This window comes from Streptomyces sp. NPDC058459 (assembly GCF_042721685.1).
GTDB lineage: Bacteria > Actinomycetota > Actinomycetes > Streptomycetales > Streptomycetaceae > Streptomyces.
In genome coordinates this window covers 1-12,712 of the sequence record NZ_JBHXLV010000190.1, presented here as the reverse complement: position 1 = coordinate 12,712, position 12,712 = coordinate 1, and the positions used below count along the sequence as shown (strand labels likewise).

The following is a 12,712-nucleotide window of genomic DNA, read 5'->3' as shown; positions in this document are numbered from 1 at the left end:
GCCCTGGCGCTTCTCCTCCTGGAGGACCTGCCGACGGACGAGCTGGCCGTCACCAGCGACGCCGTCACCGCCCACGCCGGCGCCCTCGGCGGAGCCGCCGGTGTGGTCCTCGCGGCGGGCACGGGCTCCGTCGCCGTCGGCATCGGGGACGACGGCTCGTACGCCCGTGTCGACGGGTGGGGCCCCTGGCTCGGCGACGAGGGCGGCGGCGCCTGGATCGGTGCCGCCGGACTGCGGGCCGCACTGCGGGCCCATGACGGGCGCGGCCCGGACACCGCGCTGCTGTCCGCCGCCGTCGAGCGCTTCGGCGATCCGGACCGGATGCCTCTGGCGATCGGCCGCGACGGCAACCCGGCTCGCGACGCCGCGTCCTTCGCCCCCGACGTCGCACGCCTGGCGGCAGCGGGGGACGGCGCGGCCTCGCGGATCGTCCGGGACGCGGCCACGGCCCTCGCGGATACCATGCTCGCCGCCGCCCGCCGGATCGGCGGGGACACCCTGTCCGCCACCATCACCGGCGGCCTCACCGGACTGGGTGAACCGCTCCTCACGCCCTTGCGGTCGGCGCTCGACGGCTCCCCGCGCCCCCTCCACCTGCGCGCCCCGCTGGGCGACCCGCTGGACGGCGCGCGCCTGCTGTCCCTGGACGCGCGTACACCGCTCGAACCTCACGTCGTACGGGTACGCCGGCCGGCTTCCCCCCTCACCGCTCCCACCTCGCCGGCGATCCCCCCGGCCCTTGCTTAGGAGAGAGCGTGCGCCAACTCGACCTCGTGGTGATCGTCGTCTATCTGGTGGCGATCGCCGTGATCGGACTGCGCCTGGCCGGGCGGCAGAAGACGGCGAAGGACTACTTCGTCGGCGAGGGCCACATGCCGTGGTGGACCGTCTCCTTCTCCGTGGTGGCGACCGAGACCAGCGTGCTCACCGTCATCAGCGTGCCCGGCGGCGCGTACGGCGGACAGGGCTTCGGGAACGTCGAACTGGCCCTCGGTTACGTCATGGGCCGCATCGTCGTGGCCACCGCTCTGATCCCGCTGTACAAGCGCGGCGGCTTCGTCAGCGCCTACCAGTACCTGGGCAGCAGGTTCGGCCTCGGGCTGCGGGGGCTGGCCTCGGTGACGTTCGTCCTCACCCGGCTCCTGGCCGAAGGCGTCCGGCTGTTCGCCTCCTCGATCCCCATCAAGCTGCTGCTCGACGAGTTCGGGGTGCACGCTAGCTACCGGGCCGTCATCATCGTGCTCACCCTGATCACCGTCGTCTACACGTACCTCGGTGGCATCAAGGCCGTCATCTGGACCGACGCCATCCAGATGGGCCTGTACCTCGGCGGTGCGATCCTCGCCATCGCCGTGCTGTCCGGCCACGTCGGCGCCGACGGCTACTCGCGCGCCATCGACTCGGGACACTTCACGCTCTTCGACACCGACTTCGACCCGGCGCACATCCTCACCAGCCCGTTCGCCCTGCCCACCGCGATCATCGGCGGCGCCATCTTCGCCATGGCCAGCCACGGCTCCGACCAGCTGATCGTGCAGCGCATCCTCACCACCCGCTCCCTGCGTGACGGCCAGAAGGCCATGATCGCCTCCGGTGTCTTCGTGACCGTCCAGTTCGCCGCCTTCTCGCTCGTCGGCGCGCTGCTGTGGTCGTACAACCAGGGGAAGGACTTCGAGGCACTGGGCCTGGCCAGCTCCGACAACCTCTACCCGCACTTCATCCTGCACGGGCTTCCGGTGGTGATCTCCGGACTGCTCGTGGCGGGCATCCTCGGTGCCGCCATGGGCTCGCTGTCCTCGGCACTGAACTCCATGTCGAACTCGACGGTCGCCGACATCATCCACAGCTTCTTCCGCGCCACACCCTCCGAGGAGTTCCTCCTCAGGCTCGTCCGGCTGATGACGCTGGTGTGGGCGGTGCTCATGGCCGTCTTCGCCTGCGCCTTCAGCACCAGTACGGGCAACGTCTACCTCACGGGTCTGACGATCGCGGGCTACACCTACGGTGCGCTGCTCGGCGCGTTCCTGCTCGGCCGTCTCGTCCGGCGGGCCGACGAGACCGACTCCGTCATCGCCTTCCTGGTGACGATCGCCGTGATGACCTACGTCGTGCGCAGCGTCAAGATCGACGTGACCGTGGCTGGCACCACCGTGCCCACCGCCATCGCCGCCCAGTGGCTCGTGCCCGTCGGCGTCCTGGTCACCCTGGTCGTCGGCGGGCTGACGAGCCTGTCGCACCGCCCGCCCGAGCCCGCCGCGACCTCGGCGGACGGGGATGACGGCCGGGCAGGTTCCGGCGCCGACCGCGTCACCGCGGCCGCCGGCCCGGAGTGACCCGCGAAGCACCCCGGAGCGGGGTCGCCGCACGGCCCCGCACGTCCCGCACCCTCGGAGGAGCCATGCCGCACCCGCCGCCGACCGCCCCCGGCACGGCCGACCGCACACCGGAAGGCGCTCTGCGCGTCATCGGCCTCATGTCGGGCACTTCGTACGATGCCGTCGAAGCAGCCGCCGCGGATCTCGCCCTGAGGGGCGACGCGCTTCTCCTGCGGCCTCTCGGACACCTCTCCCTCCCGTATCCGGACGAGCTGAAGAACCTGATCGACGCCACCATGCCACCGGCCGCGACGACCACGCAGGCCGTCTGCTCCCTGGACACCGGCATCGGTCAGACCTTCGCCCGCGCCGCCGGACGCGCGCTGCGAGAGCTGTGCGACGGCACGGCCGATCTGGTGGTGTCGCACGGCCAGACCATGCATCACTGGGTGGAGGACGGCATCGTGCGCGGCACCCTCCAACTTGGCCAGCCCGCCTGGATCGCCGAAGCCACCGGCCTCCCGGTCGTCTCCGACCTGCGCGGCAGGGACGTGGCGGCGGGTGGGCAGGGAGCCCCGCTGGTCGCCATGACCGACACGCTCCTGCTGCGTGCCCTGCCCGGCACGCCGGCCGCGCTCAACCTCGGCGGGATCGCCAACATCACGGTTCTCGCACCCGGCGCCGATCCGCTCGCGTTCCACACCGGACCCGCCAACGCCCTGATGGACGCGGCGGTGCGGTACTTCACCAGGGGCGCCGCCGCCTACGACCGGGACGGACGCCGCGCTGCCGCCGGCCGTACGGTGCCCGAACTGCTGCGCGCCCTGCGGGAAGACCCCTACTACCGCAGGCCGGCCCCCAAGAGCACCGGCAAGGAACACTTCCACCTGCCCTATCTGCGGCGGGCACTCGCGGCGCTGCCGGCGGCTCGCCCGGACGACATCGTGACCACCCTGGCCCGGCTCACCGCCGTCACCGTGGCCGACGCGTGCCGCGCCCACGGGGTCACCGAACTCGTCGCCTCCGGCGGCGGCACCCGCAACCCGGTGCTCATGCGCATGATCGCCGAGGAACTGCCGGGCGTTCCGGTACGGCTCAGTGACGAACTGGGCCTGCCCTCGGATGCCAAGGAGGCCCTCGCCTTCGCCGTCCTCGGCTTCCTCACGGCCCATGGGCTGCCCGGGACGCTGCCCTCGGGCACCGGTGCACGCCGGGCCACCCTTCTGGGCAGCATCACCCCGGGACGGACACCGCTGCGGCTGCCCGAACCGGCCACGCGGCCGCCTCACCTGCTGCGCGTCGTCCAGCCCGCCCCTTGACACCCGCGCCACGCGGCACCCGGGTGCCCCGGTCGGCCGGAGCGACCTCGACCGTGCGCCCTGCGACGAACCGGGCCCGGACTCCGCCCCGCTCCGGCGTCCGCACGGCCCGCGCGCTCGTCACCAGGGCCTCGGCCGGGATGCGGGCGACATCGACGCAGGTGCCGCCGATCATCGTCCGTTCCACCACGCCGGGCGGGCGCCCGCTGCGCGCGTGATCCATCGCGAGGGTCTCGCCTGCCTGGTCACCGCCCACGACGAGGAGGTCGAAGTCGCCTTCTCCGGACCGGTGTCAGGCGCCGTAACCGCCATCGACGTTCAGGACGGTGCCCGTGACGTAGCTCGCGTCAGGTCGCACCAGGAAGGCGACGCCTGCGGCGATCTCCTCCGGCCGCCCGAACCGGCCCAGTGCGGTGGTGGCCGTGAAGGCCGGTGCCATCGGGCCGTCCTCGGGGTTGCCATCGGTGGCGACGAACCCGGACTGCAGCACGTTGACGGTGATGCCACGTGCGGCGAGGTCACGGGCGGCGCCGCGCGAGTACCCCGCGATGGCGGCCTTGGTCGCCGTGTAGTCGCTCATGCCGGCGAACCCGGTGCGGGTGCCGACGCCCGAGCCGATGGAGACGATGCGGCCGCCCTCGCCCATGACCTGGGCAGCCTCGCGGATCGCGGCCACGACACCGCGGAAGTTCACATCGAGCTGACGGTCGAAGGCCGCGACGTCCGCGTCGGGGTCGCCGACGGTGCCCACCACGGTGACCGCGGCGTTCAGGACGAGGATGTCCAGGCGGCCGAAGCGGTCGACCACGGACCGGACCAGCTCCCTGACCTCGGCCTGGTCGCCTTGATCGGCCTGGAAGGCCGCGGCGCGGACGCCGGTCTTCTCCAGTTCCCCGACCAGGGACTCGGCCTTGTCCGCGGACCGGGCGTAGCTGAACGCCACGTCCGCGCCGTCGGCGGCCAGCCGCCTGACGATCGCTTCACCGATGCTGCGGGTACCGCCGCTGACCAGCGCGACCTTACCGCTGAGGACTCCGGACATGACTGCTCCCATACTCTTCCGGCTGTCGATGTGATCGGTGTGACCTGCGACGACGCCTGTTCTGGACTGGTTCGTCCATAACGCTAACCGGTTATGGACGAACCAGTCAAGCAAATCGTCCGCCGTTGTGGACCAGGCAGTCAAAAAAGCGTAGAATCCACTCATGGCCCGACCTCGCAAATTCGACGAAGAACAGGTACTGGAGGCCGCGCGGCAGCGGTTCTGGTCCGGGGGCTACGCCGCGACGCGCATGGACGACATCGCCGAGGCCACGGGGCTCGGCAAGGGGAGTCTGTACGGCGCGTTCGGCGGCAAGCAGGAGTTGTTCCACCGTGTCTTCGACGACTACTGCACGTCCGTCGTCGACGCCATGAGCCGTGATCTGGACGGTGACGACGCACACGCCTTCGCCCGGCTGTCCGCCTACGTCCACGCGGTGGCCGCGGCGACCGCCTCCGACCTGGCGCACCGGGGCTGTCTGCTGGCCAAGGGCGCGGCCGAGCTGACCGAACACGACGAGACGGTGGCCGAGCGAGCCCGTACGACCATCACCGCGCTGGGCGCGTTGCTGGAGGACGACATCGCCGCGTGTCAGCGCAACGGTGATCTCGCCGACGACGTCAGCCCCGGGAGGCTGGCCGCGCTGGTGCTCGCCGTCCTGCGCGGCGTCGAAGCTCTGGGTAAGGCCGGGGCGAACGGGGACACGCTGACGGACATCGCCCGGACGGCGCTCGATGTCCTGCCTCGGCCCCCCGGCCGCACTGATCGCCCCGCCGGCTCGTCCTCCGATGGCGAAGGCCCCGGGGGAGTACGGGGCGAGCCGTAGGGCACGGGGTGAGGCCCGCGCCGCCCGGTGAGTGGCGTTCCGCGTCAGGTTCCCGGCCCGCATCGTCCGCCGGGCATCGCCCGACACGGATGTGACGCACGGGACGAACGCGCCGCCATGTCGATCGCGGACCTCCTCCGCGATGTCCGTGAGCAGCGACGCCCGCCTGCTGGCCCCGCACTGCCGCGCCCGGCGGGGGAGCGATCAGTGGACATAGTGACGCCAATTACCTCGATGAGGCATGAAGTCACCCATTCAACCTATGTATCCTCCGGGCTGAGGGGGCCACCGCCGAAGGCATGATCAACGAGGTTGCTATGCGCGTTTTCTCTCGCAGACAGATGCTCAAAGCCGGCGCAGGCGCGGCTGCCGTCGCCGCAGTGACCAGCTCCGCCGCCCAGGCGTCCTCCCGCTCCACGCCCGCCTCCGTCCCCGGCCCCCGGCAGGCGCCGGCGGGCGGAGCGAAGGCGTCCGCCCGCCTGATCGGCGACGGCTCCACGGCCTACACCGGCAAGCAGCCCCACCAGCCGGCCAGGCCCGTGCCCCTGGAGCCGGGCCAGACCCCGCCGCAGTTCGTCGTCTTCTCCTGGGACGGCGCCGGCGAGGTCGGCAACGGCCTCTTCCCGCGCTTCCTCGACCTGGCGAAGAGGCACAGCGTCGGCATGACCTTCTTCCTCTCCGGGCTCTATCTGCTCCCCGAGTCGAAGCGGCGCCTGTACGAGCCCCCCGGCAACCCGCGCGGCGCTTCCGAGATCGGCTACCTCTCCGACGCCCACGTCAAGGCCACACTGGCCAACGTCCGCCGGGCGTGGCTGGACGGCCACGAGATCGGCACCCACTTCAACGGGCACTTCTGCACCGGTCACGGCAGCGTCGGCAACTGGAACGCCCGGCAGTGGCGCAGTGAGATCGACCAGGCCAAGAGGTTCGTCAAGGAGTGGCGCACCAACACCGGCTGGGCCGACCTGCCGCCCCTGCCCTTCGACTACGAGAAGGAGCTCACCGGCGCCCGCACGCCCTGCCTGCTCGGCCAGGACGCCCTGCTGCCCGCCGCCCGCGAGCTGGGCTGGCGCTACGACGCCTCTTCGCCCGGCGGCCGTCAGGTCTGGCCCGGCAGGAGGGGTGGTCTGTGGAACCTGCCGCTCCAGAAGATCCCGTTCCCCGGGCACTCCTTCGAGGTCCTGTCCATGGACTACAACATGCTCGCCAACCAGTCGGTCAAGTCGACCAAGGCGCCGCCGTCCAACTACCCGCGCTGGCGCGAGCAGGCCACGCAGGCGTACATAGCAGGCTTCGAGCGGGCGTTCCACTCGAACAGGGCGCCGTTCTTCGTCGGCAACCACTTCGAGGAGTGGAACGGCGGCATCTACATGGACGCCGTCGAGAAGGCCCTCACGCACATGGTGGAGCAGCGGGAGAAGGGTGCGGACGTGCGGCTGGTCTCGTTCCGGCAGTTCACCGACTGGCTCGACGTGCAGCGCCCGCAGGTGCTGCACGCACTCCGCACGCTGGACGTCGGAGAGCACCCGGCGGGCGGCTGGAAGTCCTTCCTCAAGAAAGCGTCCGTACGGTCCTGATCGAGCCGCACACCGGGTTCCCTCCGCCCGTCGACGGCATGGGTCTCGACGGGCGGGGCGGCGGTCGCGCCACCAGAATGGGGTGCGTGCCCATCGAAGAGAGGGCTGACCCATGACGATCGTCGTACTGGGTGCCACCGGAGGGCAGGGTGGCGCCGTCCTGGCCGCACTGCGGCGGGCTGACCGCCCCGTGCGCGCCGTGGTGCGCGATCCCCACGCCGCCCGAGCCAGGTCACTCGCCGAGTCCGGGGTGGAACTCGTGCGGGGCGTCCTGGGGGACCCGGACTCCCTTGTCGGTGCCTTCTCGGGCGCGGACGCCGCCTTCGCCGTGACCACACCGTTCGGACCGGGCCTGGAAGCCGAGAAGCAGCAGGGTGCGGCCATCGTGGAGGCCGCCGCGCGGACCGCCCTCCCGCACCTGGTCATGGCCTCCGTGGCGTCCGCCGGTCAGCACACCGGCGTGCCGCACTTCGAGACCAAGGCCCGCACGGAGCAGTTGCTTGCCGCCTCCGGGGTGCCCTTCACCGTGATCGCGCCGACGTACTTCTTCGAGAACGCGCTCGGCAGCCGTGAGGAGATCGCCGCCGGAGTCATGTCGATCGCACTGCCGCCGGACACTCGGCTCCAGCAGGTCTCCCTGCGGAACCTGGGGCAGCTCGTCGCGGCGGTTCTGAACGCGCCGGAGGGCTGGCGCGGGGCGCGTGTCGAGGTCGCCGGCGATGATCCGACACCCGCGGAGATGGCCCGGACGATCGGTCGGCAGAGCGGGAGCGATGTCATCCTCCGCCAGGTCCCGCTGGAGGAGGTGCGACGCGCGAGCCCCGACATGGGAGCCATGTTCACCTTCCTGACGGACGTGGGCTACTCCGTCGACATCCCGGGGCTGCACGACGCGTTTCCCGGCGTCCCGTGGGAGTCGTTCGCCGACTGGGCCGGGGAGCAGGAGTGGCGGACGTCGCCGGGCTGAGCCGCCGCGATGTTCGCCACCCCGGTCAGCGGCAGGTGTCACACGGGGCTGGACCTTTCCGGGGATCGGTCGCCGTGGCAGGGGCGTGGTCCCTGCACGATCACAGTCACCGGCCTGCCGGACCACCGACCCGCTCAGCAGTTCGCTGATCAGTCCGGGAGCAAGGGGCAGACCGCCGGGCACAACGGTGCGGACGTAGTCCTCGAACGCGGCCAGCCGCTCGGCGACACCGACCGGGACAGCCGGAGGCAGTCCCGGTACGACGGCCGTGGCGAAGGCCCCGTCCCAGTCCTCGAGCCGTGCGTGGTGATCGAGGGGCAGCCCGAGAAGGCGGCAGAGGGTACGCATCGGCAGCGGCCGGGCCAGGCCCGCGACCAGATCGGCGACGGGCCCGGCGGCGAACAAGCCGTCGGCCAGCCCGGCGATGTCGGCCCGGACCCGCGCGAAGAAGCGGCGACACCCAGGGTGCCGACCACTACGCGTCCAGCACCACGTCCTCCGTCGGCTTCGAGCAGCAGATGAGGATGTTGCCGTCCGCCGGGGGTTCCACGGGGGAGGGGGCGTAGTCCACCGTGCCGGACAGCAGAGCCAGCTCGCAGGTATGGCACACCCCGGTCCGGCAGGACCATCTCACGGGGACGTCGCACGCCTCGGCCAGTTCGAGAAGCGACTCCCGCTCGTCGTTCCACGGCAGGGCGAGCCCCGCGCGGGCGAACGAGACCATGGGCCCCGTGCCGGGGCGCCCCGGAGGCTGGTGCGGCGCGGCGGTTCGGGGGCCGCCCTTGATCCCGGGGGTGAGGGACGGGCCGCTGCCGAAGTTCTCGATGTGCACACGGGACCGCGCGAGGCCGGCCTCGACCAGGGCCTTCGTCATCTCCTCCATGAAGGCGACCGGCCCGCAGAGGTAGGCGTCCGCCTGCGCGGGCGCGTCCAGTCCTGGGAGGTGCCGCGCGGTCGGCCGGCCGGCGACCGTGTAGTCCACTCCCGGCACGTCGTCCTGTCCGGGCCGGCTGTAGTAGACCGTGGACTCGGCGTTCGGCAGCCGCTCGATCAGCTCCGCCACCTCCGCCGCGAAGGCGTGCTCGGCGCGGCTGCGCGCCACGTGCAGCCACTGGACGCGGCGCTCTCCTCCACGGGCCGCTACGGCGTGCAGCATGGCGAGCACCGGCGTGACACCGACGCCCGCCGACATGAGGACGACCGGGGTGTCCGCGTCGGGCAGGGTGAAGGTGCCGCGCGGAGCCGCGACGTCCAGTTCGTCACCGGCGCGCACACGCGTGTGCAGGTGATGGCTCACCTGCCCGTGCGGCTCGTGCTTGACGCTGATGCGGTAACGATCCGCCCCGGGGTCGCCGGACAGTGAGTAGTTACGGATCAACGGCGCGTCCTCACCGTCGACGCGCACTCTCACCGTCAGATACTGACCCGGCAGCGGACGGGGCAGGGCCGCGCCGTCGGGGGAGGCAAGAGACAGGGAGACGACCTCGCGGCTTTCCGCTTCGACCGAGGCGACGCCGAGGGCGCGGAAACCGCCCCAGGCGGGCGGTGGCCCGGTGGCCGCCGTCGTCAGCCCCGCGCTGCCCGTGCCCGCGACCGCGCCGTTCGCGGCCTGCTCCCGCAGCGCCTCCATCGAGCTGTGCCAGCCGGGGCTCAGCGCGGGGATGCGCAACGCCCTTTCCACCTGCTCCATGGTGTGGCCCGGCAGGTAGAGGACCGCGTCGATCTCCTCGACCGTCATGGCCTCGGGACCCGTGGACACCTTGACGATCTCTTCGCCCGCCTGCACGCGGCCCTCCTGGACGACGCGCAGATAGAAACCCGGCCGGTGCTCCGCCACCAGCAGCGCGGCCATCCGCGGCTCCCCGAGGCGCAGCCCGACCCGGTAGCACGTCACCCGGGGTTGCGTGACTTCGAACAGCGCCTCTCCGACGCGGTACCGGTCTCCGACGCAGACCTCGTCGTCCGCCAGTCCGTCCACGGTGAAGTTCTCGCCGAAGTTCCCCGGTTCCAGGTCGTCCCGTCCCAGCCGCTGGGACCAGAACCGGTAGGAGTCCGTCTGATAGACGAGCACGGCCCGCTCTGCTCCGCCGTGGCCCTCCAGATCGCCCTGTCCGTCCCCGTCGATGTTCAGCTGCCGCACCATCCGTGGCCCGGAGACGGGCTGCTTGAAGACGCCGGTGTGCACGGTCCTGCCGCGCCACGGTACGTCCCGTGGCATCCCGACGTTGACAGCCACCAGTCTCGCCACCGCGTCCACCTCGTCGCGCCCGGCCGTTCCTGGAAACAGATCCTCCGGCAAGTATCGCGCCGCAGGTCACGGCGGGCCATTCCAAGAGGGGCACCCGCGGATCTCTACGACGGGACGGGCTCTCGCGGAGCGCGCAGGACGAGCAGCGTGATCTCGCTGGGGGCGAAGACACGGAAGGGCGGGCCCCAGAAGCCGGTGCCACGGCTCGTGTAGAGGAGGGTGCGGGTGCCGTGGTGGGTGAGGCCGGCGAGGGCCGGCTGGTCGAGGCGGACCAGGTGGTGGAAGGGCCAGATCTGGCCGCCGTGGGTGTGACCGGAGAGCTGGAGATCGATGCCCCGGGCCGCCGCGCGGTCGATGAACTTGGGCTGGTGGGCGAGGAGGAGGACAGGGAGGTCGGGGTCGGCGCCGTTCAGGGCGTCGGCGAGGTTCGCGCGGTGGCCCGGCAGGCCGGAGGACTCGGCGGTGACGTCGTCGACCCCGGCCACCACCAGGGTGTCACCCCCGCGCTCCAGCAGCAGATGGCGGTTGCGCAGCGGCTCCCAGCCCAGCTCGTCCATCAGGTCGACCCAGCCCTGGGCCTCGCTGTAGTACTCGTGGTTGCCGGTGACGTAGACGCGGGCCCGGGTCGCCCGCACGGTGCCCAGCGGGGCTGCCTGGGCGCGACGGCGTTCGGCCGTGCCGTCGGCGATGTCGCCGGTGTGGCAGACCAGGTCGGCCTCCAGGGTGTTCACCGTCTCGCATACCCGTTCCGACCAGCGGGCCCGGTCGAGCGGGCCGTAGTGGGTGTCGGTGATCAGGGCGACCCGGGTGCCGTCCAACCCGGCCCCGAGGCGGGGGAGTTCCACGTCCAGCCGGCGTACGCGCGGTACGCGTCGGGCCTCGGCGTACCCCCAGGCGAGCAGCACGGCGGTCACCCCGAGGATCGCCCAGGTGACGAGGCGCGCCCGGCTCTGGCCGTCACCGACGCCGGCCACGGTCAGGGCCGGCCGCAGCAGGACGCCGAGCAGCACGGACCAGGTGAACAGGACCCAGGCGCCGCCCAGCAGGGTGTCACCGACGATCGCCGCCCGGTCCTGCTGGCGCCGGCCGTGCCCGCGCGCCATCGCGGCCGGCATGCCGAACAGGCCGACCACGAACAGCGCGGTACCGGTGAGGGTCACGGGGAGCGGCCAGTGCTGGCCGGTGAACAGGAGGACCCAGCACGGCACGGCCCACAGCAGGACGGGAGCGATCAGGGGGAGATAGCGCATCAGGCGCTGTAGTCGGCTCGGCGGTGCCTCGTCCGCGTCACCGGCGGCGGATCGGGTGCTGCTGGTCTCGGTCACGCTTCCCCTTCCTGAGTGCTGTCCGGCGGACAGGGCCACTGCCCCCATCGTCCGCCGCCCCCATTGTCCGCCGCCGCGAAATGGGCCGCCCTCCGGGGGTGGCCAATGCGCGCTGCGGCCGGTAACAGTCATACACGTTCAAGCCGTAGCCCCGGCGCAGCAGTTGGCGCTGCGCCTGGTACGGGGGCTGGGCGGGTGAGGACGCGGATCGGCGGCGGTCACGGTCAGCAGTGCGGCTTCGGCGGTGGTGACACCGCGTGCCGCGCGGGACAGTCGGGTCATGCCCCCCGCGTCTGTCAGGAGTGGACCAGGTTGGAACAGGTCCCGAGGGTCAGAGCGGCTTGCGCCAGACCGAGATGTGGTTGGTCGACGCGTCCGTGAAGGGGGTCCCGGTCCAGTCCGCCACGCGGCGTTCCAGGCGCAGGCCCGCGATGCGCGCCATCAGGTCCAGCTCCGCGGGCCAGGCATAGCGGTGCCGGGAGGCCGAGCGGCGGTACCGGCCGTCCTCGCCGTCCCGCGTGAGGTGGTGCGATACCAGGATCTGGTCCGCCAGGTCGAAGGTGTCGAGGCCGATGTGTCCCGCCGACATGTCGAACGGCACCGCCAACTGCGTGGGCGGCAGCAGCCGCAGCGGGGGCACACCCAGCTCGATGACGAAGCGCCCCCCGGGTACCAGATGCCGGGCCGCGTTACGGAAGCACTCCACCTGCTCCTCCTGCGTGAGCAGGTTGGAGATGGTGTTGTAGACGAGGTAGACCAGGCTGAACTCGCCCGGTACCAGCGTCGTGGCCATGTCTCCCAGGACGACCGGGAGCGTCTCCTCGTCCACCTTCCGGCGCAGCACCGCCGCCATGTGCGCGGAGAACTCGATGCCCGCCACCGGCACCCCCCGCTCCCGCAGCGGAACGGCCACTCGGCCGGTGCCGACCGCGAACTCCAGCGCCCTTCCAGTACCGGCCAGTTCGGCGAGGAAGTCGAGGGTGGGGCCGAGCACCGCCGCCGAGGACATCTCGGTCTCCTCGGCGTCGTAGCGCTCGGCGCTGTCACGGTTCCACAGTTCGCTGCTGGTCATGGGGGGCCACTCTGCCGGGAC

The 12,712-nt window shown here is 71.9% G+C and carries 11 protein-coding genes; 7 read left to right on the top strand and 4 right to left on the bottom strand.

Features of this window, described 5'->3' with window-relative positions:
* The 4 genes from ACFWN1_RS26480 to ACFWN1_RS26465 form a co-directional block, all read left to right on the top strand.
* On the top strand, positions 1-747 hold a 747-nt coding region (locus tag ACFWN1_RS26480), incomplete at its 5' end, for a BadF/BadG/BcrA/BcrD ATPase family protein (RefSeq protein ID WP_384366867.1).
* A gap of 8 nt (positions 748-755) precedes the next feature.
* On the top strand, positions 756-2,333 hold the full coding sequence (locus ACFWN1_RS26475) for a sodium:solute symporter (RefSeq protein ID WP_384366864.1): 1,578 nt from the start codon (positions 756-758) through the stop codon (positions 2,331-2,333).
* Between the two features lie 122 nt (positions 2,334-2,455).
* Positions 2,456-3,634 carry an anhydro-N-acetylmuramic acid kinase gene (locus ACFWN1_RS26470; protein WP_384366870.1) on the top strand — a complete coding sequence of 393 codons (1,179 nt, stop codon included), beginning with the start codon at positions 2,456-2,458 and terminating at the stop codon, positions 3,632-3,634.
* Between the two features lie 53 nt (positions 3,635-3,687).
* The gene (locus ACFWN1_RS26465; protein ID WP_384366861.1) at positions 3,688-3,852 is read left to right on the top strand and encodes a hypothetical protein; all 165 of its coding nucleotides are present in this window, start codon (positions 3,688-3,690) and stop codon (positions 3,850-3,852) included.
* A 74-nt stretch (positions 3,853-3,926) separates the two neighbouring features.
* Here the strand turns inward: ACFWN1_RS26465 and ACFWN1_RS26460 are convergent, their stop codons facing one another.
* Positions 3,927-4,676, bottom strand: a complete 750-nt coding sequence (locus ACFWN1_RS26460) for an SDR family NAD(P)-dependent oxidoreductase (protein ID WP_384366858.1) — start codon at positions 4,674-4,676, stop codon at positions 3,927-3,929.
* Positions 4,677-4,839: 163 nt separating this feature from the next.
* Here ACFWN1_RS26460 and ACFWN1_RS26455 point away from each other — a divergent pair, with 163 nt between their 5' ends.
* From ACFWN1_RS26455 to ACFWN1_RS26445, 3 genes are all read left to right on the top strand, one after another.
* The gene (locus ACFWN1_RS26455; protein ID WP_384366855.1) at positions 4,840-5,502 is read left to right on the top strand and encodes a TetR/AcrR family transcriptional regulator; all 663 of its coding nucleotides are present in this window, start codon (positions 4,840-4,842) and stop codon (positions 5,500-5,502) included.
* Positions 5,503-5,882: 380 nt separating this feature from the next.
* On the top strand, positions 5,883-7,079 hold the full coding sequence (locus ACFWN1_RS26450) for a hypothetical protein (RefSeq protein WP_384366852.1): 1,197 nt from the start codon (positions 5,883-5,885) through the stop codon (positions 7,077-7,079).
* Between the two features lie 112 nt (positions 7,080-7,191).
* Entirely contained in the window at positions 7,192-8,046 is an 855-nt protein-coding gene (locus ACFWN1_RS26445) for an NmrA/HSCARG family protein (RefSeq protein WP_384366849.1), read from the top strand.
* Between the two features lie 475 nt (positions 8,047-8,521).
* On the opposite strand, the gene ACFWN1_RS26440 is transcribed toward ACFWN1_RS26445, so the two are convergent.
* The 3 genes from ACFWN1_RS26440 to ACFWN1_RS26430 form a co-directional block, all read right to left on the bottom strand.
* Complete coding sequence (locus ACFWN1_RS26440; protein WP_384366846.1) at positions 8,522-10,294, bottom strand: MOSC domain-containing protein; 1,773 nt, start codon at positions 10,292-10,294, stop codon at positions 8,522-8,524.
* Between the two features lie 104 nt (positions 10,295-10,398).
* Positions 10,399-11,619, bottom strand: a complete 1,221-nt coding sequence (locus ACFWN1_RS26435; protein WP_384366843.1) for a metallophosphoesterase — start codon at positions 11,617-11,619, stop codon at positions 10,399-10,401.
* 331 nt (positions 11,620-11,950) lie between these two features.
* Positions 11,951-12,691, bottom strand: coding sequence for a class I SAM-dependent DNA methyltransferase (locus ACFWN1_RS26430; protein WP_384366840.1), 741 nt, complete (start codon positions 12,689-12,691; stop codon positions 11,951-11,953).
* Between the last annotated feature and the right edge of the window lie 21 nt (positions 12,692-12,712).